The organism is Chryseobacterium cheonjiense (genome assembly GCF_012927265.1).
GTDB lineage: Bacteria > Bacteroidota > Bacteroidia > Flavobacteriales > Weeksellaceae > Chryseobacterium > Chryseobacterium cheonjiense.
The window spans coordinates 108,497-134,250 of sequence record NZ_JABBGF010000003.1 but is presented as its reverse complement, the minus strand read 5'-3'; the positions used below and the strand labels follow the sequence as shown (position 1 = coordinate 134,250).

Annotated in this window: 27 protein-coding genes and 1 tRNA gene; 12 read left to right on the top strand and 16 right to left on the bottom strand. The window is 36.2% G+C overall.

What is annotated here, in order from left to right; translation table 11 throughout:
• Positions 1-106: 106 nt before the first annotated feature.
• Both HHL20_RS15490 and lpxB read right to left on the bottom strand, forming a co-directional pair.
• Positions 107-1,891: a ComEC/Rec2 family competence protein gene (locus HHL20_RS15490; protein ID WP_228463204.1), complete on the bottom strand. Its 1,785-nt coding sequence runs from the start codon at positions 1,889-1,891 to the stop codon at positions 107-109.
• 125 nt (positions 1,892-2,016) lie between these two features.
• Positions 2,017-3,120: a lipid-A-disaccharide synthase gene (gene lpxB, locus HHL20_RS15485; RefSeq protein ID WP_169232100.1), complete on the bottom strand. Its 1,104-nt coding sequence runs from the start codon at positions 3,118-3,120 to the stop codon at positions 2,017-2,019.
• Between the two features lie 147 nt (positions 3,121-3,267).
• Here lpxB and HHL20_RS15480 point away from each other — a divergent pair, with 147 nt between their 5' ends.
• Together HHL20_RS15480 and HHL20_RS15475 are read left to right on the top strand one after the other, a co-directional pair.
• Positions 3,268-3,777: a DUF2480 family protein gene (locus HHL20_RS15480; RefSeq protein ID WP_169232099.1), complete on the top strand. Its 510-nt coding sequence runs from the start codon at positions 3,268-3,270 to the stop codon at positions 3,775-3,777.
• Positions 3,778-3,875: 98 nt separating this feature from the next.
• Entirely contained in the window at positions 3,876-4,472 is a 597-nt protein-coding gene (locus HHL20_RS15475) for a DUF937 domain-containing protein (RefSeq protein WP_169232098.1), read from the top strand.
• A 47-nt stretch (positions 4,473-4,519) separates the two neighbouring features.
• Here the strand turns inward: HHL20_RS15475 and HHL20_RS15470 are convergent, their stop codons facing one another.
• Together HHL20_RS15470 and HHL20_RS15465 are read right to left on the bottom strand one after the other, a co-directional pair.
• Positions 4,520-4,639: a 30S ribosomal protein THX gene (locus HHL20_RS15470; RefSeq protein ID WP_169232097.1), complete on the bottom strand. Its 120-nt coding sequence runs from the start codon at positions 4,637-4,639 to the stop codon at positions 4,520-4,522.
• Between the two features lie 165 nt (positions 4,640-4,804).
• Entirely contained in the window at positions 4,805-6,199 is a 1,395-nt protein-coding gene (locus HHL20_RS15465; RefSeq protein ID WP_169232096.1) for an MATE family efflux transporter, read from the bottom strand.
• A gap of 187 nt (positions 6,200-6,386) precedes the next feature.
• Between HHL20_RS15465 and HHL20_RS15460 the strand changes: the two genes are divergently transcribed.
• From HHL20_RS15460 to HHL20_RS15440, 5 genes are all read left to right on the top strand, one after another.
• On the top strand, positions 6,387-6,929 hold the full coding sequence (locus tag HHL20_RS15460; protein WP_169232095.1) for a hypothetical protein: 543 nt from the start codon (positions 6,387-6,389) through the stop codon (positions 6,927-6,929).
• Positions 6,930-6,932: 3 nt separating this feature from the next.
• Positions 6,933-7,139 carry a helix-turn-helix domain-containing protein gene (locus HHL20_RS15455; RefSeq protein ID WP_029295495.1) on the top strand — a complete coding sequence of 69 codons (207 nt, stop codon included), beginning with the start codon at positions 6,933-6,935 and terminating at the stop codon, positions 7,137-7,139.
• 10 nt (positions 7,140-7,149) lie between these two features.
• Complete coding sequence (locus tag HHL20_RS15450; RefSeq protein ID WP_169232094.1) at positions 7,150-8,847, top strand: S41 family peptidase; 1,698 nt, start codon at positions 7,150-7,152, stop codon at positions 8,845-8,847.
• Between the two features lie 203 nt (positions 8,848-9,050).
• The gene (aspS, locus tag HHL20_RS15445) at positions 9,051-10,805 is read left to right on the top strand and encodes an aspartate--tRNA ligase (RefSeq protein WP_169232093.1); all 1,755 of its coding nucleotides are present in this window, start codon (positions 9,051-9,053) and stop codon (positions 10,803-10,805) included.
• A 59-nt stretch (positions 10,806-10,864) separates the two neighbouring features.
• Positions 10,865-11,344, top strand: a complete 480-nt coding sequence (locus HHL20_RS15440) for a hypothetical protein (protein ID WP_169232092.1) — start codon at positions 10,865-10,867, stop codon at positions 11,342-11,344.
• A gap of 87 nt (positions 11,345-11,431) precedes the next feature.
• Here HHL20_RS15440 and HHL20_RS15435 read toward each other — a convergent pair whose 3' ends face one another.
• Together HHL20_RS15435 and HHL20_RS15430 are read right to left on the bottom strand one after the other, a co-directional pair.
• Positions 11,432-12,037 (bottom strand): hypothetical protein, encoded by a 606-nt coding sequence (locus tag HHL20_RS15435; protein WP_169232091.1) that lies wholly within the window; start codon positions 12,035-12,037, stop codon positions 11,432-11,434.
• Complete coding sequence (locus HHL20_RS15430) at positions 12,009-12,200, bottom strand: hypothetical protein (protein ID WP_169232090.1); 192 nt, start codon at positions 12,198-12,200, stop codon at positions 12,009-12,011. The genes HHL20_RS15435 and HHL20_RS15430 overlap by 29 nt, the downstream gene beginning before the upstream one ends.
• A 246-nt stretch (positions 12,201-12,446) precedes the next feature.
• Between HHL20_RS15430 and ku the strand changes: the two genes are divergently transcribed.
• From ku to ligD, 3 genes are all read left to right on the top strand, one after another.
• Positions 12,447-13,232 carry a non-homologous end joining protein Ku gene (gene ku, locus HHL20_RS15425; protein ID WP_169232089.1) on the top strand — a complete coding sequence of 262 codons (786 nt, stop codon included), beginning with the start codon at positions 12,447-12,449 and terminating at the stop codon, positions 13,230-13,232.
• Positions 13,232-13,834, top strand: a complete 603-nt coding sequence (locus tag HHL20_RS15420) for a DNA polymerase ligase N-terminal domain-containing protein (protein WP_169232088.1) — start codon at positions 13,232-13,234, stop codon at positions 13,832-13,834. The genes ku and HHL20_RS15420 overlap by 1 nt, the downstream gene beginning before the upstream one ends.
• 77 nt (positions 13,835-13,911) lie before the next feature.
• Positions 13,912-15,795: a DNA ligase D gene (gene ligD / locus HHL20_RS15415; RefSeq protein ID WP_169232087.1), complete on the top strand. Its 1,884-nt coding sequence runs from the start codon at positions 13,912-13,914 to the stop codon at positions 15,793-15,795.
• A 130-nt stretch (positions 15,796-15,925) separates the two neighbouring features.
• Here ligD and HHL20_RS15410 read toward each other — a convergent pair whose 3' ends face one another.
• The 4 genes from HHL20_RS15410 to HHL20_RS15395 all read right to left on the bottom strand — a co-directional run bounded on the left by HHL20_RS15410 (position 15,926) and on the right by HHL20_RS15395 (position 18,753).
• On the bottom strand, positions 15,926-16,657 hold the full coding sequence (locus HHL20_RS15410; RefSeq protein ID WP_169232086.1) for an SDR family NAD(P)-dependent oxidoreductase: 732 nt from the start codon (positions 16,655-16,657) through the stop codon (positions 15,926-15,928).
• A 291-nt stretch (positions 16,658-16,948) separates the two neighbouring features.
• Complete coding sequence (gene yajC / locus HHL20_RS15405; RefSeq protein WP_169232085.1) at positions 16,949-17,320, bottom strand: preprotein translocase subunit YajC; 372 nt, start codon at positions 17,318-17,320, stop codon at positions 16,949-16,951.
• Positions 17,321-17,324: 4 nt separating this feature from the next.
• Positions 17,325-17,837 (bottom strand): DUF1573 domain-containing protein, encoded by a 513-nt coding sequence (locus tag HHL20_RS15400; protein WP_185194828.1) that lies wholly within the window; start codon positions 17,835-17,837, stop codon positions 17,325-17,327.
• A gap of 10 nt (positions 17,838-17,847) precedes the next feature.
• Entirely contained in the window at positions 17,848-18,753 is a 906-nt protein-coding gene (locus HHL20_RS15395; protein WP_169232084.1) for a transcription antitermination protein NusB, read from the bottom strand.
• Between the two features lie 90 nt (positions 18,754-18,843).
• Here HHL20_RS15395 and HHL20_RS15390 point away from each other — a divergent pair, with 90 nt between their 5' ends.
• Positions 18,844-20,505, top strand: coding sequence for an ABC transporter ATP-binding protein (locus HHL20_RS15390; protein ID WP_169232083.1), 1,662 nt, complete (start codon positions 18,844-18,846; stop codon positions 20,503-20,505).
• A 99-nt stretch (positions 20,506-20,604) separates the two neighbouring features.
• On the top strand, positions 20,605-20,940 hold the full coding sequence (locus HHL20_RS15385) for a DUF3276 family protein (protein ID WP_029295477.1): 336 nt from the start codon (positions 20,605-20,607) through the stop codon (positions 20,938-20,940).
• A gap of 169 nt (positions 20,941-21,109) precedes the next feature.
• On the opposite strand, the gene HHL20_RS15380 is transcribed toward HHL20_RS15385, so the two are convergent.
• The 6 genes from HHL20_RS15380 to HHL20_RS15355 form a co-directional block, all read right to left on the bottom strand.
• Positions 21,110-21,185 (bottom strand) — tRNA-His (locus HHL20_RS15380).
• A gap of 35 nt (positions 21,186-21,220) precedes the next feature.
• Positions 21,221-21,940 carry a bacillithiol biosynthesis deacetylase BshB1 gene (bshB1, locus tag HHL20_RS15375; RefSeq protein WP_169232082.1) on the bottom strand — a complete coding sequence of 240 codons (720 nt, stop codon included), beginning with the start codon at positions 21,938-21,940 and terminating at the stop codon, positions 21,221-21,223.
• Between the two features lie 74 nt (positions 21,941-22,014).
• Positions 22,015-23,664, bottom strand: a complete 1,650-nt coding sequence (locus HHL20_RS15370; RefSeq protein WP_169232081.1) for a tetratricopeptide repeat protein — start codon at positions 23,662-23,664, stop codon at positions 22,015-22,017.
• Between the two features lie 95 nt (positions 23,665-23,759).
• Positions 23,760-24,632 carry a PstS family phosphate ABC transporter substrate-binding protein gene (locus tag HHL20_RS15365; protein ID WP_169232080.1) on the bottom strand — a complete coding sequence of 291 codons (873 nt, stop codon included), beginning with the start codon at positions 24,630-24,632 and terminating at the stop codon, positions 23,760-23,762.
• Positions 24,622-24,819: a C4-dicarboxylate ABC transporter gene (locus HHL20_RS15360; RefSeq protein WP_394352921.1), complete on the bottom strand. Its 198-nt coding sequence runs from the start codon at positions 24,817-24,819 to the stop codon at positions 24,622-24,624. Before HHL20_RS15360 ends, HHL20_RS15365 begins: the two co-directional genes overlap by 11 nt.
• Positions 24,820-24,891: 72 nt before the next feature.
• The gene (locus HHL20_RS15355; protein WP_169232079.1) at positions 24,892-25,734 is read right to left on the bottom strand and encodes an energy transducer TonB; all 843 of its coding nucleotides are present in this window, start codon (positions 25,732-25,734) and stop codon (positions 24,892-24,894) included.
• Between the last annotated feature and the right edge of the window lie 20 nt (positions 25,735-25,754).

Genomic DNA, 25,754 nt, shown 5'->3' with positions numbered 1-25,754 from the left:
ATGTTAACTACAACAAAAAGTGAGAAATCTCACATATAGCCAGTTTGTAATCTTTCTAAATAAGTCTTAAAATATTATAAATAAAGGAAAACATTAAGTGTCAAAATTAATTTATTTCATAAATTTTATGTTTATAAACAATTTTCCGAACTGCATTAGGAAGCCTCCTTATCTCTGTTCTTTTTATACGCCGTGAGGCACAGTAAGGGTTTATGACAAATTTTACAATTTTAGATTTATCCGAATTTTCTTCAATCCAGAAACAGACTTCATCATTTTTTTTAACAGATAAAACTTTGCTTTTAGAGAAATCATGTATAAGAATTTCGGACGTACTGCTTTCATAGACATCAGAACTCAATTTTAGCATGAAAAATGTAAGTGCTGCTATCATACATCTTATAAAATTTTTAAAATTGAATGGTAGAATTACCGATCTCAATAAAAAAACAATTAAAAAGAGAGAAAAAACTTCAGGCAGGTTCATAGGAATATTTTCATAAAATACAGCATCAGAACTTGCAAACCAGTGAATCACCTTAAGCAGAACCTTAATAACAAATCCATATATTAAGTTTACATATTCTAAATCTGCATTGAAAGCTATTAAAAAAGTCATTAAAAATGAAAACACAATAATAACTTCTGAAAATGGAACGATAAAAAAATTGGCTACGATTGAAATAAATGAAAACTGATGAAAATAATACAGCACCAAAGGAAGCGTTGCCAGCTGAGCCGAAATGGAAATTGAAATGGTATTGAAAATAATCTTTTTAAACCAGTTATCCTGTGCCGGAAAATGACTGAGAATAGGTTGATTCAGCCAGAATATCCCAAGAACGGCAAGAAAGCTCAATTGAAATCCAACGTCGAATAACTGCTGAGTATCAAACAATAAAATGATAAAAGCCGACAAAGCGAGCGCATGCAGAAGGTCAGGTTTTCTTTGAAGAAGAATATACATAAAATAAATACTGAGCATCAGACCTGAACGGACCACAGAACTCCCAAAACCGATAAAAACAGTGAAAAGCCAAATGAAAATGAGGCTTACAATAATGGCGTATTTCCTATATTTTACCGGCAATAGTTTCGTTAATAAAAAAAAGAACAATCCGAAAATCACAACAATATGGGTTCCCGAAATAGCGAGAAAATGCACCAGCCCGGACCTGTTGAAATCCTGAACCGTTTGTGCATCAATTTCCGTGCGGTCAGCAAGAATAATTCCCTTGAGAAATTCTTTAGTCCTTAAAGACATGTGCGTTTCGTCAATGTTTTGGAGAACTTCAAGTCTTTTCTGAGAAAATTGTTCGCCCCAGCTCAAATCATTTCTTACTGTAGTCTGGATCTCATCATTCGCATAACATTGAAAGTCTATATTTTTACGTTTCAGGTATTTTGAATAATCAAATTGAAAATCATATTGCGGGGCTTTTGGCATCAATACAAAAGCCTGAGCTTTATAATAATGATTAAAGTCTAGCGCTCCTTTACTTTTCGGGATATAAATGATGCCCTTAAAAACGTCCTTCTCTAATTGTACAAATGCCTCATATTTTCTGTTCTTTTCGTTAGAATTAAGCTTTCCCGATATTTTAAAGGTTATCGTCTGGTTACCGGTAACAGAAATATGACTGTTGTGAGTATTGAAAAAATGCAGAATAACCCCGACTCCAAAAAAAATTACACACAGTAAATATTTTTTTAACCTATACAGAAAAAAGCTTTTAAAAAATGTGGCAACAAAAGCAATCATGCTTATACCTATAATTGCAAAAATGTAAATTTCATCCAGAGAAAACCGATCCTGAAAAAGAATTCCAAGAATAAAAAACAGGGCAAGAATGAGAAGAGGCTGCTTATTCAACAGTTTGTGTTTTTCCAAAAATATATATTTCAGAAAAAATCTGCACAGCAATATTTTAAAACTTTAGAAAAACTCCTAAATTCTTTACACAAAAGAAAAATCGCAGAAAAAATTTCTGCGATTAATTATTATTTATTTAAATTTTACATTTTTAAAATGACGTCAGCTGCATTATCGCTGGCTCCTTTACCGCCCAGCTTTTGCCGTAAAAGCTCATAATCCCGGAATACTTCAAATCTTTTTTCAGTTGCAAGTATTTTTGTTAGCTCTTCTACAAGATTATTGGTATTTAAATCATTCTGAATCAATTCTTTTACCACCTCTCGATCCATAATGAGATTAACCAGAGAAATGTATTTTATATTTTTTACCAGTCTTTTTGCAATTGCATAAGATACCTTACTTCCACGGTAGCAGACTACTTCCGGCACGTTAAGCAAAGCCGTTTCAAGGGTTGCTGTTCCGGAAGTTACCAATGCTGCCCTGGAACACCTCAACAGATCATAGGTTTTATTAGACACAAAATGCACATTATCATCTACATATTTTTCATAAAATTCTTTAGGAAGACTTGGTGCACCGGCAATCACAAACTGATATTCCTTAAAATAAGGCCTTACCGAAAGCATGATTTGCAGCATTTTTTCGACTTCCTGTTTTCTTGATCCGGGAAGCAATGCGATAATTTCCTTTTCATTTAAACCATTATCTCTTTTAAAATCTTCATTATTAACATCCTGCAAGGTAGAAATAGCATCCAGTAAAGGGTGTCCCACAAAATGAGAATGAACACCATGCTTCTTGTAAAAATCTTCTTCAAACGGAAGAATCACCATCATTTCATCCACATATTTTTTTATAATCTCCACCCTTCCCTCTTTCCAGGCCCAAAGCTGAGGAGAAATATAATAGACTACTTTTATCCCAAGTTCTTTTGCAAACCTGGCAATCCTTAAATTAAAACCCGGATAATCTACGAGAATAAGAACGTCAGGTCTGTTATTTTGAATGTCTTCTTTACAGAATTTAATATTATTAAGAATGGTCCGAAGGTTCATCGCAACTTCCAGAAAACCCATGAAAGCAAGATCACGGTAATGCTTTACGATAGTTCCGCCCTGTTTTGTCATCAGATCGCCCCCCCAAAACCTGAACTCAGCGTCAGGATCTTTCTGCTTAAGCGCTTTCATTAAATTGCTTCCATGTAAATCTCCGGAAGCTTCTCCGGCTATGATGTAATACTTCATTTCTGAAATCTTTTATTTTTAACTGCCATCAGGGACCTCTTTTGAATTACAACCGAAGTTATGGGAGGTTTCTATGACAAGTATAGAGAACAAAATAAGACTTTATAGCATCTTAATTTGTAAATTTGTTCAAAGATAATGATAAAAATGTCAGAAGAATTTGAAATCCGAAATAAAGTTGCAGAGAGTGGCCTCATCAATTTTGATCTCACCGATCTTGTCCCGAAGGGGGTAAGAAAGGGCATTGATCTTAAAGATTTTCTTTTCATGGAGATGATTTTGAAGGAGAAAGATTTCCGGGAAAAAGTCGCAGCAATCGACCTGGAAGAATACCGTGATGCTTATGTATATATTTACAACTCTGCAGATGCTATTGTTCCGCTGTGGGCATATTTCTTAATTACAGCCAGATTAACCGATGTTACGAAAAAAATTGTTTTCGGAAACCGCGAAGATCTGGAAGTGATTCTGATGCACAATGCCATTAAAAATCATGATTTCGGGGAAATGCGTGGTAAAAGAGTTCTGGTAAAAGGCTGTTCGGATAAAGAAATTCCTGAAAACGCCTATATTGAACTTGTTGAGCAGCTAAAACCCATTGTAAAATCCTTAATGTTCGGCGAAGCCTGCTCAAACGTACCCATCTTGAAAAACTGATTATTGTAAACGATTCAGCCTGTTTCAGCCATTCGCACAAAAGCGTTAGGAATATTTTTTGATAACTTGAGTTTAGTGTAATAATAAAAACATAAACTATGAGTTTAATTGATTTACTTACAGGAAATACCGGCAATCAGGTAGCAGAGCGGGCTGAAAGCAAATTCGGAATCAATAAAAACCAGGTGCTTGCATTACTTGCAGTAGCTGCACCCTTGATCATTTCTTATCTCAGTAAAAAATCTCAGTCTTCCGGTGAAGCTGAATCTTTAAATACAGCATTGGATAAAGACCATGACGGAAGTATCCTTAATGATGTAAGCCAGGCCGAAGCAAGACAATCTGAAGGAAATTCTATTCTCAACCATATTTTCGGTGGCGAAAAACAGGACGTAGAAAATCAGCTGTCTCAGAAAACAGGAATTTCCATTGATAAAATCGGGCCTGTATTGTCGATGTTGGCACCAATCATTATGGGATACATCGGGAAAGAAAAACAGCAGAACAATGTAGGAGCCGGAGGTTTGGGAGGCCTCCTTGAAAGTATTCTTGGCACCGCTTCCAGCCAGGCGCAAAATACAGAGTCAAACCCTTTGAATGATATTCTGGGAAGTGTTTTAGGAAACAATAACGATCAGAAAAAAGATGGCGGCGGACTCGGAAGTATTTTGGGAAATATTTTTGGCGGAAAATAAATTTTGATTAATACTATAAAAAAGACCGGAAATATTTTCCGGTCTTTTTAGCTTTTAGATTTATCTTCAGAAGCCGCAACAGTTTTTGAAGATTTTCTCGGTCTTCTTTTTCCGTAGCTTCCGTTGTTAATCTTGCCTCTCTTTGATTTTTTGTCTCCTTTTCCCATAGTAAATATAATTTAGTTGTTCTTACGAAATTAGAGAATACCATTTTAAAATCAAAAGTTCAGCTGTTAAAATTTTTATAAATATTGGCTGGAGGTATAGATTATGGAGGTAAATCTTTAGCCTAAGAAATTTAAATTCAGTATTAAACTTTACCTTCTTTCTCCTTATACTTTCACCGTTTTCCATTTTCCTCTTTTAAACAATATAAAAGCGACGATTGTTATTAAAGCTTCAGCGACGGGAATTGATATAAATACTCCTTTCGGTCCCCATTCAAAATATTTTGCAAGAAGATAGGCCAGTGGAATCTGAAACAGCCAGAAACCGCAAAGATTCACCCAGGTTGGCGTCCATGTATCTCCGGCTCCGTTAAAAGCATTAATCATCACCATCCCGATTCCATAAAAGATAAATCCTACAGCCATAATATGCAATGCGTTGGTTGCTATATTTCTGATTTCGGCTTCATTGGTAAAAAATCCAACTAAAAAATCACCCAGAAAAAAGAAAACAACACTTACGGTCACCATAAAAATCACATTATATTTCACGGTTTTCATGACAGACTGTTCTGCTCTCAGCATTTCGTTGGCTCCCATATTTTGTCCGACAAGCGTAGATGCTGCATTGCTGAGTCCCCATGCCGGAAGCATAAAGAACATCATTAACCGTAAAGCGGTCTGATAACCTGCGGAAGCATTTTCGCCGCCTGTGGTTGCCACGAGCTGAGCAAGAAATATCCAGCTGCAGGAAGCAATTACAAACTGGAAAATTCCGGGTGTTGCAATTTTTATAACAGATTTTATGATTTCAAAATCGGGTTTAAAATATTTTGAGTGGATTCTGATCTGTGTATCTGCAATTAAGAGGTGATACAATTGGTAAATTACTCCAATACTTCTCCCGATGGTCGTAGCCAGAGCCGCTCCTGTCAATCCCATTGCCGGAATTGGCCCAAAGCCTCTGATCAAAACCGGGCACAAAATAATATTCGCAATATTGGCAATCCAGAGAGATTTCATGGCGACCGCAGCGTTTCCTGCTCCCCGGAAAATTCCGTTGATCAAAAATAAAAGCATAATGATCACGCTGCTTCCCATCATAATTCTTGTAAATTCTTTGCCATAAGCTGCTGCCTCAGGCTTTGAACCCATCAGAATTAAAATTTCTTCGGCATAAATCACTCCGAATACACTTAAAATAAAAGTCACGGCAAAAGAAACCAATAAAACCTGTGCTGCACTTCTGGAAGCATATTCAGGATTTTTTTCGCCAATTCTTCTTGCAACCATCGCTGTTGCAGCCATACTCATCCCGATTGCGATAGAATACATCACAGAGAGTACTGATTCTGTGAGACCGACTGTCTGTATTGCAAAGCCGCTCTCTTTCAGATGTCCTACAAAATACAGATCTACCAATGCAAATACAGATTCCATCGCCATTTCCAGCATCATGGGAATAGCGAGAAGAAGAACAGCGCTTCTTATGGTTGCCTTTGTATAGTCGACGTCTTCTCCGCTTAAAGCTTTCTTCAGAAAATTGAAATATTTTGACATTGGTTCGGTTTTGTATCCCGCAAAAATAGAGATTCAAAAGTGATTACTTCTTGGCATAGGGAAAGTTTTGTAAAAATATCTGAACATGTTGACGGAAGTATTCTTTTTTCGAGCTTTAAAATAAAAAAATCAATAAAACAATTATCGTTAAACGATAATTAATTATACATTTGCAATAAAAAAGACTATGAAAAATTATTCTTCCACGATTCTGAGCATTCTCACTACTTTTTTATGGCTTTATTTAATCATTTCATATATAACCATATTTATTCTTGCTATTTTATTGATTACAAAAATAGTTGGAATTGATGTTGGTGTTTTAAGCAAAATAAAAATAGACAGTAAAAGATTACACGTAGAGGATATTCAGTCATTAAAAAAAGAAGTTTCAATAGTGATCATTTTTATGACAATCATAATAGTAATATTACAAACTAGACTTTTTTCAAATGTTTTAAATCTGGCAAATAAAATCCAGATCAAGAGTCCGTTTTCATTAGAAATCTACAAGATTATTTCAAAAATTGCTATTTACACTTTAGCTTTAGGATGCTTTTCTGTTATAAGTGATACAATTATAGAAGCATTACTAGATAAAGTTACTTTTAATTTGAGCATTGATAATCAAAATTTTCAGCTATTTTTGGTATCTGCAATTATATATATTGTTTCCCAGGTTTACAAACAAGCTGTCGATCTTAAAGCTGAAAATGATTTAACAATTTAAGTTATGCCCATAATCATCAACGTAGACGTCATGTTGGCGAAAAGGAAAATGCAGTCTCAGGAACTTGCCGAGAAAATTGGCATTACACAAGCTAATCTTTCTATTCTTAAAACAGGGAAAGCCAAAGCGGTAAAGCTTTCAACACTGGAAGCGATTTGCAAAGCACTGGATTGTCAGCCCGGAGACATCCTTGAATATGTAAAAAACTAAACCAGTAATCATGAAGAAATACATCATCTTATTTTTGACATTTTGGACACCACTATCTTTTGCCCAAACAGTCATTAAAACTGAGAATTCTAAAAATCCAACAACAGAATTTGACCAAAGTTCAAAAGTTTCATTAGAATCACTGAACAAAATCGGCAATAAAAAATTACAGCAACTGGGAATAATATGGGGATTCCTGAAATACTACCACCCTGCTATTTCGTCTGGAAAATATAACTGGGATAAAGAGCTTTTTAAAATTATCACTCAATTGTCTAATGCACCTGCTGAACAAAGTAACAAAATATTAACAGACTGGATCAAGAGTTTTGGAGTATTTACAACTCAGAATTATCCTGTATCGGAAAATATTAAAATGAAAGCCGATCTTGAGTGGATTACATCTTCAGGTTTCTCAAAGGAGCTTACGGACATCCTGTTAAAGGTGAAAAATGCTGAAAGAAAAAATAAAAATTATTACGTAGCACTTCTTCCCGACGGCAATCCCGATTTTAAAAATGAAAACCCTTATTCTGCAATGATGTATCCGGATGAGGGATACAGACTTCTGAGCCTTTACCGATATTGGAATATCATTCAGTATTATTTTCCTTACCGATACGCAATCGGCAGGGACTGGAAAGAAGTTTTAGAAGAATTCATACCGAAATTTCTTTCCGACGAAGATGCAACAGCCTATAATCTCACCTGCCTCGAACTTACTACGCGTACCAACGATTCTCATGCAGGAATATATAATGCCGTAACACGTCATTTTTTTGGAGAAAGAGTTCTTCCCTTAGAAATAGTTTTTGTAGAAAATAAAGCAGTGGTAAAAAATTATTATGACGAACAACGCGGAAAAGAAACAGGACTAAAAATAGGAGATATTATTCTGGCAATCAACAACAAACCCGTTGAAAAGGTCATCGAAGAATACTCTGTATACCTTCCGGCTTCTAATTATCCCACCCAATTAAGAAAATTATCTTTTGAACTTCTAAGCTCTAATGATCTCACTACTGATATCAGATATGTTACCGACGGAACAGAGAAAACAGCAACTCTTCAAACCTATATTCCTGATAAAATAAATTATACCCAAAAACCTGCGGCAGCTTTTAAAATGATTGATGAGCAAACAGCGTATATTAATTTAGGAACTATAAGATCAGACAATTTTAAAGAAATTTTTGAAAAGATAAAGGATACAAAAGGTTTGATCATCGATATCAGAGCATATCCGGCCGAGTTCAACGTATACAAATTTGGGAAATACCTGATGCCACACCCTGAAAAATTTGCAAAATTTACGATACCGTCAATAATTTCGCCGGGAGTATTCTCGATGAAAGAAGGAATTACCGTCGGTAATAATAACAAAGATTTTTACCCCGGTAAAATCGCCATACTCGTTAATGAAACAACTCAAAGCAGTGCAGAATACCACACCATGGCTTTCAGAAAAGCTCCCAAAGCAAAAGTTTTCGGATCACAAACTGCGGGTGCCGACGGTAATGTTTCTTACTTCATGCTTCCAGGAAAAATTTCAACACAAATAACAGGCATCGGTGTTTATACCCCGGAAGGATCTGAAACCCAGAGAATAGGCATCATCCCTGATATAGAAATAAAACCCACCGTGGAAGGCATTAAAAATAACAAAGATGAGGTTCTGGACAAAGCTGTAGAATGGATTAAAAACTAAGATGCAGGCATTTTATCATTTCCATAATGAATTGAAATTTTAAAATTTTCCCTAAAAACAACACATAACCATCAAAACTCAGATCAAAAACTTCCGAAAGGGAGTTTTTTTCTTTTAAAAACCTCTAAAAATCTTATCTTTGCCAACGGAAAATTTAAAGTTCGAATCTGAACTTTAAACCTTGAACTTTAAACAAATAATTTATGTTTCGATCGCACACCAACGGAGAATTATCTCTCAAAAATCTAAATGAAGAAGTTACACTTTCAGGATGGGTACAGACCATTCGGGACAAAGGATTTATGATTTGGATAGACCTTCGGGATCGTTACGGAATTACCCAATTGGTCTTCGATCAGGAACGTTCTACAGCGGAACTGATGGAAAACGCAAAAAAACTGGGACGTGAATTTGTGATTCAGGTTACAGGAAAAGTGATCGAAAGAGTAAGCAAAAACCCAAATATTCCGACAGGAGAAATTGAAATCCTTGTAGAAAAACTAACGGTCCTTAATGAATCTCAGCTTCCGCCATTCACCATTGAAGATGAAACAGACGGCGGTGAAGAATTAAGAATGAAATACCGTTACCTGGATATCAGAAGAAATCCGGTAAAAGACAAACTGATATTCCGTCACAAAATGGCACAGAAAGTAAGAAATTATCTTTCAGACAACGGATTTATAGAGGTTGAAACACCTGTTTTAATTAAGTCTACTCCGGAAGGAGCTAGAGATTTCGTAGTGCCGAGCAGAATGAATCCGGGACAGTTTTACGCTTTACCGCAATCTCCACAAACTTTCAAACAATTGTTGATGGTTGGTGGAATGGACAAATATTTCCAGATCGTAAAGTGTTTCCGTGATGAGGACTTAAGAGCCGACCGACAGCCGGAATTTACACAAATCGATTGTGAAATGGCTTTTGTAGAGCAGGAAGATGTGATGAATGTTTTTGAAGGAATGACCAAAACTTTACTTAAAGACATCACCGGCCAGGAGTTTGGAGACTTTCCAAGAATGACGTTTGCTGATGCCATGAAAAAATATGGAAACGACAAACCGGATATCCGTTTCGGAATGGAGTTCGTAGAACTGAATGATTTGGTAAAAGGAAAAGATTTCAAAATATTTGATGAAGCAGAACTGGTAGTAGGAATTAACGTTGAGGGGTGTGCAGATTATACAAGAAAACAGATTGACGAGCTGGTGGATTGGGTAAAAAGACCTCAGATCGGAGCTTCAGGAATGGTTTGGGTAAAATTCCAGAATGACGGTGTGAAAACCTCTTCGGTAAACAAATTCTACAGCGAGGAAGATTTAGCCAAAATCATAGAAAAGTTCGGAGCAAAAGAAGGTGATTTAATGTTAATCCTTTCCGGCAACGAAAATAAAGTAAGAACGCAGCTTTCTGCCTTGAGAATGGAGCTGGGTAACCGTTTAGGATTGAGAAAAGGGAATGAATTCGCTCCACTTTGGGTTGTAGATTTCCCATTATTGGAATTTGATGAAGAAAGCGGCCGTTACCATGCCATGCACCACCCTTTCACCTCTCCGAAGCCGGAAGATATTCATTTGCTGGAAAGCGATCCGGGGAAAGCAAGAGCCAATGCTTACGACATGGTGTTGAACGGAAACGAAATTGGCGGAGGTTCGATCAGAATATTTGATAAAGATTTACAGTCAAAAATGTTTGATCTATTGGGCTTTACCCGAGAAGAAGCTGAGGCTCAGTTCGGATTCCTGATGAATGCCTTCAAATATGGCGCTCCGCCTCACGGTGGATTGGCTTTCGGGTTTGACCGTCTGGTGGCAATTCTTGACGGAAATGAAGTGATCAGAGATTATATTGCATTTCCTAAAAACAATTCAGGACGAGATGTAATGATTGACGCACCGGCTTCTATTGCTGATGAGCAGCTTGATGAACTGGAACTGAAATTGAATTTAAAATCATAAACTACAAGCGGAGATAATTTCTTCGCTTTTTTGTTTCAACACAAATTTGATTTAAATTAATGAAAAAAAATAAAAGAAAGTCTTGGGAAATTCCTGTTGTTATTCTTTGGTATATCGGATTGTTTATTTTCTATTATGGAATCGGATATTCACAAGAGAAAAATGCTTTTGATTTTAAAGGGGGATATTTTGTAATTGGAATTCTGATTATGGCTCCAATTTATATCTTCATTCGCTCCATTATCGAAAAGGAAAAAAGTTTTCCTATAGAAAACTTTCACAAAGAAGTTGTTATTAAAGAGATAAAAGGTTATAAACTCTTTGAAGACATTAATTTAACCAAGGCCACAATAGAAGATTATGTCTTTGGTATTGGTAAAGATCAGAACGAATATGCTAATATTTTTTATAACAAAAATGATATAGAATTTGTAAAAACCAAGGTTACAATAGAATATTATAATAAATCCCTACCTCTGCTTACAGCGTTTACCAATATTGACGCGCATCCATACATCTGCAAAAGTCTATTTCGATAAATATATTCCTACCAATTATTATCTGGATCTAGAATTTTTGATTGATTCGCCTAAAACATAAAGAAAGCGGAGACATTCTCCGCTTTTCTATTTCTTAGCTTCAGATTCCCTGAAAAAAAAATCATCCATCTGCATAATTAACTTATTTACCGCATTTATCAAAATATTATCATATTTCGAAATAGCATGAGCATCTGCATTGTTAAAAAAATCAGGGTAAAGCTTTCTTACTTCTTTTTGAACGGCTTCATCTATCGTCTCCGCAAAGATGGTTCTCCTGAAATTATTGGATGCAAGCTCAGGATGTGGCAAAATGTCAGATTTCTCTTGCACATCCCCGGTGTGCGGTTCATCGATACTTTGCGACCATTTGATATGATTCAGTATTTTATCGGCAGGCATATTCCTTACGTATTTCTCTACAAAAGAATGAACGGGAAAACCGTCTTCATGAAGCACTTTAAGAACTTTTCCGTCTTTGGCGCCGTAGTATCGTATGCTTTCGCTTACTTTAACCAAATAAGCAAAAGCCTGAGGCTCATGAGTGCTCATATATTTTTTGAGATCCCACATGTAGATAATTAAAGGCATAGTCACTTCACTGCCGTCTGTACCCTGCAGAAAAACATAAAAACGGATAAGATCAATGCCAAGATCCTGAAGATCACTTACCTCCTCTATTCTCGTAATCATTGCTGTTTGATTTTACATGGTGAATATTCAGCAGTTTTGCATAGAAAGAATCCAGGTAAGCTTGTGTATCATCAATTTTAGCACAGAAATTACTAAAATTGTTTCGGGAGCCTGGTGGATTGCCTTTCACGACGGAAAGGCAGTTGTTTTTTTCTGCATTCATTTGTGTTTTGTTTTTATTAAAACAAATATATAGAAAATATTTTCATATTGATCTTTATTTCAATGCAATAAGTATAATTTTTTCAGAGAATAAATTAAAATGCAGAAATTAATAATTCCTCAGCTTTTTGATAATAAAATTCCGGATGTAATTACATCAAAATAAACCATTTAATTAAGTACCACATTTGTAAAGTGTTGTTTAGACGGCACAATCATTGTACGCTATATTTAAAATTAGATTACAATGAAAGCAATCTGGAACGGCGCCATTGGCTTTGGCTTAGTAAATATCCCTGTAAAAATTTATTCAGCAACAGAAACCACCAAACTGGATCTGGATATGCTTGATAAATCCGATTTTTCAAATATCCGCTTTAAAAGGGTGAATGAAAGTACAGGAAAAGAAGTAAAATGGGAAAACATTGTAAAAGGTTATCTCATGGACGATAAATACATTATTCTCGATGAAGAAGATTACGAGGCGGCCAGCCCCGAAAAATCAAAAATATTATCGATTGATCAGTTCGTAAAAGAATCTGAAGTAGATTCTGTTTATTTCGAAAATCCTTATTATCTGGAACCACAGAAAAACGGTGAAAATGCCTATAGGCTGCTCTTAAAGGCACTCGCCAAAACAGAGATGGTAGGAGTAGGAACTTTTGTTCTTCGTGAAAGTGAAGCCATCGGAATGATCCGTCCCTATAAAGATGATGTCCTGGTACTTAACCGCTTAAGGTTTGCACAGGAAATCAGAGATTACAGCGATCTAAAGATACCTGCCAAAAAACCACCCAAGCCGGCAGAGCTAAAGATGGCCATCAGCCTCATAGAACAGCTTTCACAGGAATTTGATCCGGAAATGTATAAAGACACCTATTCTGAATCGTTAATGAAAATTATTAAGCAGAAAGCCAAAGGTAAAAACATAAAAGCGAAAAAAGCTGAACCTGCCAAAGAAGGAAAAGTAATTGACCTGATGGCCCAGCTGAAAGCAAGTCTACAAAGTCCCAAATCTAAAAACGCATCATAATGGCTTTAAAAGATTACAACGAAAAAAGAAAGTTTGATGAAACCACTGAGCCTGAAGGAAAAACAAAGAAAAGCAAAGACAAGCTGATTTTTGTGATTCAGCGCCATGCAGCTTCACGCCTTCATTATGACTTCAGGCTTGAGATGGATGGTGTTTTGAAGAGTTGGGCAGTTCCAAAAGGCCCGTCACTAGACCCTAAAGACAAACGCCTGGCAATGATGGTTGAGGACCACCCTTACGATTACAAAGATTTTGAAGGAAATATTCCTGAAGGAAATTATGGTGCCGGGCAGGTTGAAGTTTGGGACAGCGGAACGTATGAGCCTTTGGATAATAACTCAAAGCTTTCTGATGAAAAAGAATTGCTGAAAGAATTGCATGCAGGTTCATTAAAATTTATCCTCCACGGAAGAAAACTGAAAGGTGAATTTGCCCTGGTAAAAATGAAAAATACCGAAGAGAATTCATGGCTGCTGATCAAACATAAAGATAATTTTGCAGAAAGTGATTACGATGCGGAAGAAAATACCGCGAAAAATTCACTGGTTACGAAATTTTTAGAGGAAAAAAAAAGCCCGGACGCCGGCAAAAAAAAGCGGTAGAGACTGAAACAAAACCGCGGTTTCAAAGATTCAATTCTTTAGTTGATGAAAAAAAGCTTGAAAGCTTTATTAAGCCAATGCTTGCCAAACCGCATCCCGACGCATTTGATGACGAAGACTGGATTTTTGAAATAAAATGGGATGGCTATCGTGCTATTGCCGATCTTAGCGAAGAAGAACATCTATTCTATTCACGAAACGGAATTTCCTTTTTATCGAAGTTTAAAAAGGTTACCAAAGATTTCAGTCTTCAGAAACATAAAATGATCCTGGATGGTGAAATTGTTGCATATGACGAAAACGGCAGACCGAACTTCCAGCTGCTTCAGCAAATCGGTGATAATCCGGATATGGCTCTGGTCTATCAGGTTTTTGATATTCTCTGGCTGAACGGGCATTCCACGGAAGAACTCCCGTTAATTCAGCGAAAAGAGCTCCTGAAAGAGGCATTAGTCGAGACCGATGTTATCAAGTATTGCGATCATATTCAGGAAAAAGGCATTTCTTTTTTCAACCAGATGAAAAAAATGAAGCTGGAAGGAATGATTGCGAAAAAAGCAGACAGCGAATACACGGAGAACCACAGAACTTCCGACTGGCTCAAAATAAAATTTACCAATACGGAGGAAGCTATTATCTGTGGCTTTACTGAACCGCGCGGATCAAGGGAAGGTTTCGGAGCGCTGATTCTGGGAAAATATATAGACGGAAAACTGGTTTACTCCGGACATACGGGAACCGGTTTCAACCGCGAATCTATCCTTGAACTTCACGAAAGGCTAAAGAAAATGGTGGTAAAAACCTCGCCGTTTGAAACCAGACCTAAAACCAATATGCCTGTAACCTGGACTGAGCCAGAACTGGTATGTGAAATCAAATATTCTGAAATTACAGAAGACGGTATTTTCAGGCACCCAGTGTTCGTTGCACTGCGTGAAGATAAAGAACCTGAAGAAGTTAAAAATACCGCCGGTGAAGAAGATGAAGTAAATCAAAATACAAAAGTTATGAAAACCACACCCCATAAAAAAATGCGTCCATCCGAAAAGGAAAAAGAAATAACACTGAATAAACATAAGGTAAAACTTACCAATCAGGATAAAATTTATTTTCCAAAAGACAATGTGACCAAAGGCGATGTTATTGATTATTATCAGTCTGTTGCAGATTATATTCTGCCGCATTTAAAAAACCGGCCGCTTTCCCTGAACCGTTTTCCGAACGGTATCGAAGAGCAGAATTTTTATCAGAAAGACGCCAGCGACAATATTCCGGACTGGATCAAAACCACGCAGGTATATTCAGAGTCTAACGATAAATATATTGATTATATCTACTGTAATGACAAAGCAACCCTTGCTTACCTGAATAATTTAGGATGTATTGATATGAACCCCTGGAACTCCTCCCTACCTGATCTCGATCATCCGGACTTTCTTGTTTTAGATCTGGATCCTTCCAAAAAGAATACATTTGACGATGTTATCGAAACAGCTTTGCAGGTAAACGAGGTTTTAAATGCCGTTAAAGTCAATGGGTACTGCAAAACTTCAGGAAGCACAGGAATCCACGTCTATATTCCAATGGGCGGAAAGTACGATTTTGACCAGGTTAAGGATTTTGCTCATATCCTGATGAAACAGGTTCATGAAAAGCTTCCGGAAATCACTACATTGGAAAGGAGCCTTCAGAAAAGAGATAACAGTAAAATTTACCTTGATTATCTGCAAAACAGAACAGGCCAGACTTTAGCCAGTGCTTACAGTATCAGACCTAAAGAAGGAGCATCTGTTTCCATGCCGCTGGAATGGAATGAGGTAAAAAAAGGCATGAAACCAACCGACTTCAATATTCACAATGCATTAGAAAGAATGAAAGAAAAAGGAGATTTGTTTAAGCCTGTTTTAGGTAAAGGAATTGATATGATTAAGGCGCTTGAGCTGTTGCAGGAGATTGAGTAATCCGATAGTACAAATATCTATTAGCACATAATAGATGTATTGCCGTAAGCGTCAACAGGTTTAATTAAGCTTAGATGCTTTCAGCATGACAAAGGCAATGTAAAAATTGTAATCTGATATTTAAAAGAAATTATGGCAGCTTCGCCACCAGACTTTCCGGCAACAGTTTTAAAATCAGGTAAATGATTTTCCATTTAAAATTCGGGACAATGGTAAAAGTATTTCCTGCATTGACGATGAATTTTGCAACGTAATCAGGCTCCATGACCAGGTTTTTATTTAATGCTAAACCCTGATTAATTTTTGTATTAATATATCCAATTACCAAAGCATTCACTGTAATATTTCTATGTTTTAATTCCTGTCTTAATCCGGCTAAATACGTTGTAAAGGCTGCTTTTGTACTTCCGTACACGAAATTACTTTTCCTGCCGCGAACTCCTGAAAGAGAGGATAAGCCGATGATTCTTTCTAAATTCTTGTTGCTTTTATCCATCGCAATGATATTCAAGATGGAAACGGCTCCCATGTAATTCACCAACATCATTTGTTGGGTTCCTTTAAAGTCTTTTAAAGCGGTTTCATTATCCACTAAAAAACCTGCCGCATAAACTACAATGTGAGGTTTTATGGGAAGTTCATTATAAAATTTCTGATGAGAATCAAAACCAACAGCATCAAAAGATAAAACCGAAACCTTTGAATGAAGACTACTTTTCTGAACAAATTCTTCCAAAGATTCTATATCTCGGGAAGCAGCAATAATGAAAAAACCTTTTTGAATATATTGCTTAATGGCTTGTTTCGCAACATCGGAACTGGCGCCTAAAATGAGAACGGTTTTGTTTGTGTTTTGATCCATTGGGCAAAGATAACTTAAACCACAAATAACACAAATATTTTCACTAATGGCACAAAGGTTTACTGTTACTTTTGTCATTTCGGAAAAGGAGAAATCTATTTCTTTTTTTAACCATTAAGTTTATTAAGTAATTAAGATGATTTAAGATAGATTCTTCACTCCGCTTTTGAACTATGCTCGTAGACTTTCAGTCTATGTTCAGAATGACAGCATTATGTACAATTTATAAAAAGTTTCGGCGGGGTGAGCTTTGCTCACCCCGCCGAAACGAGTATCGTAAAACGAAAAGCATTATTTCTTTTCAGTTTCTATTTCTTTTTTGTCTCCTGCTTTTTCAGCAGCTTTAGCCTTATCTCCAAAACGTGCTTCCGTAAATTCTCTCGAAACAGCCGCTTTTTCAAATTTTAGCTTTCCCGATAATGTTTCGATTACAAAACCATCATCCTGAACCTGAGCAATTCTTCCGTGAAGACCTGACGTAAGGACTACTCTTGTTCCTACTTTAAGCGTTTCCTGAAAGTTTTTCTCCTGTTTCTGCTTTCTCATTTGCGGTCTTATCATTAAGAAATAAAACCCTACAAACATTACCCCCATCATGATCAGCATCATGGAAGAGTTACCTCCCGGAGCAGGTGCCTGTAAAAAAATTGATAATAAATTCATGGTATTATGGTTGAATATTCGCAGTGAAAGTTAATTTGATAGGTGCTTTTTCCACATTGGCAAAAACATCTGCGTATTTGTTTACGTTTCCGTCAAAATTGGCAGAATCGAAATGCAAAGTAATTTTTCCTTTTTTACCCGGCATAATCGGTTCTTTAGTAAAGTCAGGAACAGTACATCCACATCCCGGTTTTACTTCTGAAATCACCAAAGGATTGCTTCCTGTATTTGTAATTTCATATACGTGCTGCACTTTATCTCCTTTTTTAACTTTTCCGAAATCGAAGTTGCTTTCAGAAAGAGCAATGGTTGTTAATGGCTGATTGGATGCAGGAGCAGCAGCTGTTTCACCTGCAACCGAAGCTACAGCAGCAGAATCTCCGGAAGTTGCCGGCATTGCAGCAGTAGAATCTATTGCAGCAATTTCTGTTCCCGTAATTTCTTTATTTTCTTTCTTACATGAAACAAATCCAAAGCCTATTACTGATAAAGCGATAATTGATAGCGTCTTTTTCATATTGAAATATTTATATTCTGTTTAAATCTTTGCAGTATTTATCTAAAATTCCGTTAATAAAAATATTGGAGCGGTCGGTAGCGAATACTTTCGCAATCTCAATATATTCATTAATGATAACTCTTGAAGGCGTAAAAGGAAAATTATCGAGTTCCGTAAGAGCGGCTAACAAAATTACTTTATCCATCAGCGAGACTCTTTCCAGATCCCAGTTCTCTAATCTTTCTTCTAATTTCTTTTCATTATTTTCCCAGCTGTCCAGTGTATTTCTTAGAAGTTTGATGGCAAAAGTTTTATCTTCATCATCTTTAATCATTTTGATTAAGGTTCTGCTTTCTTCATCCTCTTTCAGGAAACCGATTGTTTTCTGTACCATAGAATTGGCAATGTGAATATCATCATACCAGGAAAGTTCCTTATCCCCAAGATAATCATGAAAATCATCGTTTTCAGCAATATATCTCAAAAATAATTTACCGATAAATTTTTGATCTTCTTCAAAAGAATAGCCATCTTCTTTCATGAAATCCTGATATCTTTTTCCAGCTGTAATTCTCTGGAAAGTTTTTACCAGAAGGTCGTCATGCAGATCCCATTTAAGCTGCTTATGCTGACCGGTGAAGAATAATCTTTCCGGATTTTCTTCCAGCTTAATCAAAACCTTATTGTTGATGAATTTTTGGTTAGGATTAATATCTGCATCAGTTTTAATGAATTTGTTTTTACCGATTTCAATCTGGTTTTCCGCCAGTTCTTTCAGGGCCACCAGAAAATTCAGTTCATAAATATAGAGATGATAGATTTTCTCTATTCCGGTAAACATGTTTTTCTCTAAAACATCAAATTTTACTGGATTCTGGTAATACGAATACACAGTCTGTACTATCTTTTCACGGATTTGTCGTCTTCCTAACATTCAAAGAGCTTTTTATGGGTGCAAAGATACGAAATTTAAAATTTATGAAATTCGTAGTGTGATGACATTTTCGTAAATTTGTAAAAGTTTATGAAAGCTTTAAAAACCCTGAACCCCTACTTCTGGAAACACAAAATATTATTATTTTGGGGGGTATTATTTATCATTACCAGTAATTTCTTTAATATTTATAAAGTTCAGTACGTCGGGAAATCGGTAGATGAGCTTACTAGAAACGGAAATCTTGGGTTTAACAGACAGGTATTGATTTATGTAGCGATTATCGTAGGCTGTTCACTGCTTACCGGATTTTTCACATTTATGATGCGACAGACCATTATTGTTGCTTCAAGAAGGATTGAATACGAGCTTAAAAATAAAATCTACAGACATTACCAGGATTTATCTTTAACGGATTATAAGCAGACTACCATAGGAGATCTCATGAACAGGCTAAGTGAAGATGTCGTTGCAGTAAGAATGTATCTGGGACCTGGTGTAATGTATGTTGCCAACCTTGTAGTGCTGGTAGTGATTACGGCAATTTATATGATTAAGACAGACGTTTCCATGACGTTATGGACCTTACTTCCGTTACCGCTCTTATCTTACGCTATATATAAGGTAAGTTCAATAATCAACAGGAAATCAAAGATTATGCAGAAAAGCCAGTCTGCCATTTCAACATTTGTGCAGGATAGCTTTTCGGGGATCCGGGTGGTAAAATTTTTTGCCCGCGAAAAATATATTGAAAAGAATTATGGAGTAAAAGTTACCGATTATCAGAACAAAGCTCTTGATCTTGCAAAAACAGAGGCTTATTTTTTCACTATTATCCTTTTTGTGATCGGACTCTTGAATGTGGCGATCATATGGATCGGCGGTCAGAAATATATTGCAGGGGAACTGAGCATCGGTAAAATTGCAGATTTCTTTATGTACATCAATACCCTGATATTTCCATTCTCTATGGTAGGCTGGGTAACTTCGGTTAACCAGAGGGCTGAAGCATCTATGCAGAGAATCAATGAATTTATGGATAAGAAATCCGAAATCGTTAATAGAAACTTTGAAAGTGAACCTATTAAAGGAGATATTGAATTCAGAAATGTATCTTACGTTTATCCGAACACCGGAATTAAAGCTCTTGAAAATCTCAGTTTCAAAGTAAAAGCCGGGGAGTCTATTGCCATTATGGGTAAAACAGGTAGCGGAAAGTCTACCATCGCACTATTACTTTGCAGACTTATTGATCCTACAGAAGGAGAAATTTTAATTGACGGAAAAAATTTAAAAGAACACAATCTGAACAATTACAGAAAATTCATAGGATATATTCCTCAGGAAAGTTACCTGTTTTCTGATTCTATTGAAAATAATATCGGCTTTGCCATTGATCATCCGACCCATGAAAAAGTGGTTGAATATGCTAAAATTGCTGATGTTGATAAAAATATTGTTGAGTTTAAAGATCAGTACAGAACCATGGTAGGTGAACGTGGTGTCATGCTTTCGGGAGGCCAGAAGCAAAGAATCTGTATTGCAAGAGCATTAATTAAAGATCCAGGCATCATTATCTTTGATGATTCGCTGTCTGCATTGGATACTGAAACCGAGCAGAATATCCTTGAAAATATCGAGAGAAAAATCCATAATGCAACCTCTATAATCATCACGCATAGAGAGTCTAGCGCCCAACGGGCAGATAAAATCCTGAACCTGACAGAAATTAGCAATTCCGTAACTGCATAGCCCATTCTTTCACAAATGTTAAATAAATCATAAAAATAATTTTGTGATTAAAAGAAAACTTTTATATTTGTTCTTAACAAGATTAAAAAATATCTAACAATGAGTGAATACAAGGAACGCCATGAAAATGAAATTTTCACGAAGGTGTTAAAAGCAGGAAGAAGAACTTATTTCTTTGATGTGCGCGAGACGAAAGCAGGAGATTATTATCTTACGATTACCGAAAGTAAAAAGAACTTCGGAGAGAATGGAGAAGCTACATTCGAGAAACACAAAATTTATCTTTATAAAGAGGATTTTAAAAGTTTTCAGGAGATGTTTAATGAGTCCACAGATTTCATCATTAACGAGAAGGGTGAGGATGTAATATCAGAAAAGCATGACAAAGACTTCAAAAGCAGAACCTACACTATTGATTCTGACGACGAAGTTTAAAATACCAACAACATCAAAAAACACAAGCATCTGGAAAAAGATGCTTTTTTTGTGATTAAATTTGTAAGCCAATTATTTAACTGCACCAATTAAGAAAATAGTAATTCTTGTATTTTCTTAATAATATAAAAAGAAGCACCCTGCTTATTAGTAAGCAGGGTGCTATTTTGGGTGAATGATGGGTCTCGAACCCACGACCTTCGGAACCACAATCCGACGCTCTAACCAACTGAGCTACAATCACCGTTTTGTGAGTGCAAATATAGGAAAGATTTTTTAATTACCAAACAATTCCGTCAAAATTTTTCATCGCAATCAGCTTCTCAGACGTAAATCCCTCAGCATAAGTCACTCCCGATAATCTTCCTAAATCTTGAGCCCTATATGTTAAGCTCTCATAGAAATCTTTAGAAGTAATTGGCGTTTCCGGTTCTTTAGATTCAGGATCGTAAAACTGTGTTTTAAATGCCATACAGGCCTCAATTTTTTTATCAAGATGCTCAGAAATATCAATTACAAATTCCGGCTCAATATTTTTCCATTGTATATAGTGGAAAATATGCTTAGGTCTCCATATTTCCTGATTTTCTCCTTCCAGAACTGTTTCAATCTTTCTTAACCCCGCCAGAAAGCACGCATCAGACACTAATTTCGCGCCTTTTGCATGATCGGGATGTCTATCATCGATTGCATTTGCTAAAACGATTTCCGGCCTGTATTTGCGGATCATTTTTACAATTCTCATCTGGTATTCTTCAGAGTTTTCCAGAAACCCGTCTTTCATTCCAAGATTTTCCCTAGCCGCAACACCTAAAATCTTTGCCGAATCCATGGCTTCTGCTTTTCTGGTTTCTTCAGTTCCTCTAGTTCCCAGTTCCCCTTTGGTAAGATCAACAATAGCGCAGATCTTTCCTTCAGAAACCATTTTAACGATTGTCCCGCCGCAACCTAATTCTACATCGTCAGGATGTGCACCAAAAGCTAATACATCTGTTTTCATATATTCAAAGATATGACTTAAATAAAAACTTCCCAAACATAACGATTGGGAAGCTTTGTATTATTAAATTTAAATTATTTATTGATTTCAGCATTCAGCTTAACAGCATCCTGATAACTAGGATCCAACTGAACCGATTTTGCAACATAGTCCTTAGCTTTAGCAATATCAGAATCTTTGCTCATATATGCTACAGCGAAATAAGCGTAGGCAAGAGTTTGCTTGTTGGCTTCCTGATCTGCCGGTTTTACTGTGCTGATGAATTTCTCATAGGCAATTTTTGCAGCATCATTATTACCTGCCTGCTGATAAGAATATCCTAAGCTGTAATAACCAGGTGCCCAATCAGGAAGAAGAGCATTCATCTTCTGCCATGTCTGGATTGCCCCGTTCCAGTTTTTCGCATCCTGATATGCAGTTGCTAACTTAAATAAAGAATCTGAATCCTGAGCATTAGCTGCAACTTTTTGTTTCAACCCTTCAATTACAGGATTTGTAGGTCCTGCGTCAACATCCGCTTGAGATGCCCCTCCTCCGGAAATTTTTGCTAGCTCCATATCCCATTTCATGGTCTCATCTTTAGCTGCTTTTGCAATAGCAATTTTCTGTTGGGCTTCAGTTGTCAAAGCTGTTTTTTTAGCGGCATCCGTTTCCGTTTTAGCTAAGCCAGCAGCGATTAATCCCATCAATCCCTGGTCTGCAGGCTGTACTCTTGATTTGTCTGCCTGAGAAACGAAATTATCTATATTTTGTTTTGCTTCTGCATATTTACCGTCTGCATACAATTGATAAGCTCTCAGTTTAAATTTAATTGGGTCATTGATTTTATCAAAAATCTTATCTAAAACCTGCTTCGAGTTTGCATAATCTTCATTGGTGAAGTAAAGCTTGGAAATTTCTAATTGTGTATACGGATCTTCATCAGCATATTTAGTATAGTTGATAAGATCCTGTGTTGCTTTTGCATTTTGCTGATATCGGATATCGTATGCAGCCAATGCTTTGTAAGCCGGTGCATACGTTGGATCTGTAGCAATAGCTTTATCGATACTTGTTTTAGCCTGCTGCCATTGCTGTGCTGCCATCCATAATGTTCCTATTCTTGTATAAACGGAAGCTTTATTTTTGGCTAATGGAAGTGCTTTATCATAAGCTGACATGGCATCTCCAGGCATTCTCTTTAATCTGTACGCATCACCTAAGGTATAGTAATAGTGCGCCGGAACATCTTTTCTCGATGCTCTTTCAATAGCCTTATTAAGGAATTGAATAGCTAAATCCGGGGAATTATTTTTTTCAAATAAAGTTAAAGCTTCTGCAGCTCTGAATAATACTTCGGCATCTTTTTCTCTTGAATCCGAAACAATATTCTGAATTTCCGAAACAGCATTTTTATCTCCTTTTCCGAGTTTTACGGTTGCCAGACCTAGTCTGTTTAAATAGCTTTTTTTATCTGCTGCAAGACCTTTGTTAAAATTATCTGTCGCCGCTGCAAAATCAGGTTCTCCCTGTTTTAAATATGTATTTCCAAGATAGAAATAGTTTTCGGCAGTAGGTGCCGATGCAATCATATTGGTGAAGTTAGTTTTTGCTTGAGCAAACTTGTCGCTGTCCATACTGTTAATTCCATCCTGTACAGTTTGCGCAAAGGCAAAATTGGTAAAAAATACCACTGCTGCTCCAAAAGCAATCTTCTTTACATTCATATTCATTATATCTCTCATTTTATATTTTCAAATCGAATTTCAATTTATATTGTACACAATTTTCAGACCAAAATAGGGATTTATTTTGGGGTAACATGCTTATTTAATATATTTTAACGCATCTGTACTTCTCTTCTGTAGATGTTGTAAGGCTGTAAACCTTCCTTCTGAACAATCATCTGACCGAGTTGCGTACAGGAATATCTTATGAAGCCGTTTGCAATATTGAAGTTACCTTCATTTGTTAAAAAATATAAAACTCTGGTAAAAGGATAGTTCATTTTGCGAAGATTTTCATAATCGGTGTTGTACTGCTTTCCTTTATATTCTACAGGAAGTATCTTCACCATATTCCTCAGTGCTTCAGATTCTTTGTCATAGGGACGGCTGAAAGTATTAAGACCTATAACGCCAATTTTATCAGGATATTTAGTAAGCTCTTCAATAATATTTTTATTTCCCGGAATAATTGAAAACTTCAAATCTTTTGCCTGTTTTTTTAGTTTCTGGGCAACAAAATTAAGGTTGCTTGAATTGGTACCGTCAAAAATAAATTTTTTATCATCAGATTGCATTCCCTGTTCAATTTCTTCCATAGAGATACTTTCTTTAGGCGAATCTTTAGGAACAACAAAAACAACTGCATCTGCAGCAAATTTTGCAGGTAAAAATTTAAGATCTACTCTTTCTTCGTACGTTTTTATCTCTTCTGGGGTTAAATCTCTGGACATCACTACAATTCTAGCTTTGTCATTCAGTAGATCAATAAAACCGAGATCCTCCTTTTTGGTAACCACTTTTATTTTGGTTTCAGGATAATTGATCATATAGCCTTCTGCTAGTGCTTCCGTAACACTTTTAAATGATTCATCGGTAAAGATGGTCATTTCTCCTTTGTGATAAGATGGAGATTTTTCTTCTTTTTTACAGCCAACAGCTATTATACTGAAAAAGAACAGCATTATGATTTTAATACTATTTCTCATGATCCGTATTTTTAATTTTTGAGATGGCCCTGTAGATTCTGAAAATACCGTAGAGAATTAGCAATCCTCCTAATGCATACGCAACGCCGGGATCCAGAACAGTAAAAAAGAATTTGTAGAGAATGACAACAATTCCCAAAACGATATAAAATAATCCCGTTACAAGGGATAACCAGTTGAACATCATATAACAAAAATACCAAAAAAAATAAAAAGAGAAGCATATGCTTCTCTTTTTTAATTATTATTTAAAGATAAATTATCCTTCAAAATTCATAGTCAGAGGTAATCTGAATCTATAACGTACAGATTGTCCGTTGATTTTGGCAGGAGTCCATTTATTTTTAATAGACTTAATAGTTCTGATCGCTTCAGCATTGAAATCTGAATTTCCTCCACTTGCTTTAACGTCTGTAATACTACCGTCTCTTTCTACAACGAAAGTAACTTCAGCTTTTACCGTACCTTCATCTCCGTTCATTGCAGAACCATCGAAATTACTTGCCACTTTATTTCTGAAAGCATTAATACCTCCAGGGAATTCAGCAGTCTGCTCTACCTCAGTATAAACCTGGGTATCACTTACCTGAGGCTTAACTTCAGCTGTTGAAGCTTTTGTACCTGTTGATGGTGGCGGTGGCGGTGGCGTATAAGCCGGAGCTTTAACCCCTTCCTGATTTACCAGACCAGTCGTAGTTTCTAACTGCTTAGAAATCGGCGGTGGTGGCGTTTCAATTTTCGGAGCTTTTACAGGCTCCGGAACCACGTTCTGAATAATTTCAATCTTCTCCTCTTCTTTTGGTGGTGGAGGAGGCGGTGGTTCTTCTTCTTTCGGCTGCTCAATGATTGGATCATCCTCAAGAATATTAATCAAATCTGCCTTAACTTCTTGTTTAGGCGGTTCAGTTAATCTTTTAATAGTAAGATAAATAAAAGGAGACAATGCCAGAACTAAGAATATTGCTGTTCCAACGATGAAAGATTTTGTCAGAAGTTTTGGGTACTGATGTCTTAAATCGTATGCACCATATTCCTTGTTTCTATTTTCAAATACAATCTCATCTAAAGTAAGATTCGGATCGTATACATTTTCATTTGCCATAGATTTACAATTTTTATGGT

What these genes read in the sequence shown, in the direction of transcription:
- lpxB (WP_169232100.1), bottom strand. Translation starts at nt 3,120, where the DNA reads ATGAAGTATTACATCATAGCCGGAGAAGCTTCCGGAGATTTACATGGA.
- HHL20_RS15480 (WP_169232099.1), top strand. Translation starts at nt 3,268, where the DNA reads ATGTCAGAAGAATTTGAAATCCGAAATAAAGTTGCAGAGAGTGGCCTC.
- HHL20_RS15475 (WP_169232098.1), top strand. Translation starts at nt 3,876, where the DNA reads ATGAGTTTAATTGATTTACTTACAGGAAATACCGGCAATCAGGTAGCA.
- HHL20_RS15470 (WP_169232097.1), bottom strand. Translation starts at nt 4,639, where the DNA reads ATGGGAAAAGGAGACAAAAAATCAAAGAGAGGCAAGATTAACAACGGA.
- HHL20_RS15465 (WP_169232096.1), bottom strand. Translation starts at nt 6,199, where the DNA reads ATGTCAAAATATTTCAATTTTCTGAAGAAAGCTTTAAGCGGAGAAGAC.
- HHL20_RS15460 (WP_169232095.1), top strand. Translation starts at nt 6,387, where the DNA reads ATGAAAAATTATTCTTCCACGATTCTGAGCATTCTCACTACTTTTTTA.
- HHL20_RS15455 (WP_029295495.1), top strand. Translation starts at nt 6,933, where the DNA reads ATGCCCATAATCATCAACGTAGACGTCATGTTGGCGAAAAGGAAAATG.
- HHL20_RS15450 (WP_169232094.1), top strand. Translation starts at nt 7,150, where the DNA reads ATGAAGAAATACATCATCTTATTTTTGACATTTTGGACACCACTATCT.
- aspS (WP_169232093.1), top strand. Translation starts at nt 9,051, where the DNA reads ATGTTTCGATCGCACACCAACGGAGAATTATCTCTCAAAAATCTAAAT.
- HHL20_RS15440 (WP_169232092.1), top strand. Translation starts at nt 10,865, where the DNA reads ATGAAAAAAAATAAAAGAAAGTCTTGGGAAATTCCTGTTGTTATTCTT.
- HHL20_RS15435 (WP_169232091.1), bottom strand. Translation starts at nt 12,037, where the DNA reads ATGATTACGAGAATAGAGGAGGTAAGTGATCTTCAGGATCTTGGCATT.
- HHL20_RS15430 (WP_169232090.1), bottom strand. Translation starts at nt 12,200, where the DNA reads ATGAATGCAGAAAAAAACAACTGCCTTTCCGTCGTGAAAGGCAATCCA.
- ku (WP_169232089.1), top strand. Translation starts at nt 12,447, where the DNA reads ATGAAAGCAATCTGGAACGGCGCCATTGGCTTTGGCTTAGTAAATATC.
- HHL20_RS15420 (WP_169232088.1), top strand. Translation starts at nt 13,232, where the DNA reads ATGGCTTTAAAAGATTACAACGAAAAAAGAAAGTTTGATGAAACCACT.
- ligD (WP_169232087.1), top strand. Translation starts at nt 13,912, where the DNA reads ATGCTTGCCAAACCGCATCCCGACGCATTTGATGACGAAGACTGGATT.
- HHL20_RS15410 (WP_169232086.1), bottom strand. Translation starts at nt 16,657, where the DNA reads ATGGATCAAAACACAAACAAAACCGTTCTCATTTTAGGCGCCAGTTCC.
- yajC (WP_169232085.1), bottom strand. Translation starts at nt 17,320, where the DNA reads ATGAATTTATTATCAATTTTTTTACAGGCACCTGCTCCGGGAGGTAAC.
- HHL20_RS15400 (WP_185194828.1), bottom strand. Translation starts at nt 17,837, where the DNA reads ATGAAAAAGACGCTATCAATTATCGCTTTATCAGTAATAGGCTTTGGA.
- HHL20_RS15395 (WP_169232084.1), bottom strand. Translation starts at nt 18,753, where the DNA reads ATGTTAGGAAGACGACAAATCCGTGAAAAGATAGTACAGACTGTGTAT.
- HHL20_RS15390 (WP_169232083.1), top strand. Translation starts at nt 18,844, where the DNA reads ATGAAAGCTTTAAAAACCCTGAACCCCTACTTCTGGAAACACAAAATA.
- HHL20_RS15385 (WP_029295477.1), top strand. Translation starts at nt 20,605, where the DNA reads ATGAGTGAATACAAGGAACGCCATGAAAATGAAATTTTCACGAAGGTG.
- bshB1 (WP_169232082.1), bottom strand. Translation starts at nt 21,940, where the DNA reads ATGAAAACAGATGTATTAGCTTTTGGTGCACATCCTGACGATGTAGAA.
- HHL20_RS15370 (WP_169232081.1), bottom strand. Translation starts at nt 23,664, where the DNA reads ATGAGAGATATAATGAATATGAATGTAAAGAAGATTGCTTTTGGAGCA.
- HHL20_RS15365 (WP_169232080.1), bottom strand. Translation starts at nt 24,632, where the DNA reads ATGAGAAATAGTATTAAAATCATAATGCTGTTCTTTTTCAGTATAATA.
- HHL20_RS15360 (WP_394352921.1), bottom strand. Translation starts at nt 24,819, where the DNA reads ATGATGTTCAACTGGTTATCCCTTGTAACGGGATTATTTTATATCGTT.
- HHL20_RS15355 (WP_169232079.1), bottom strand. Translation starts at nt 25,734, where the DNA reads ATGGCAAATGAAAATGTATACGATCCGAATCTTACTTTAGATGAGATT.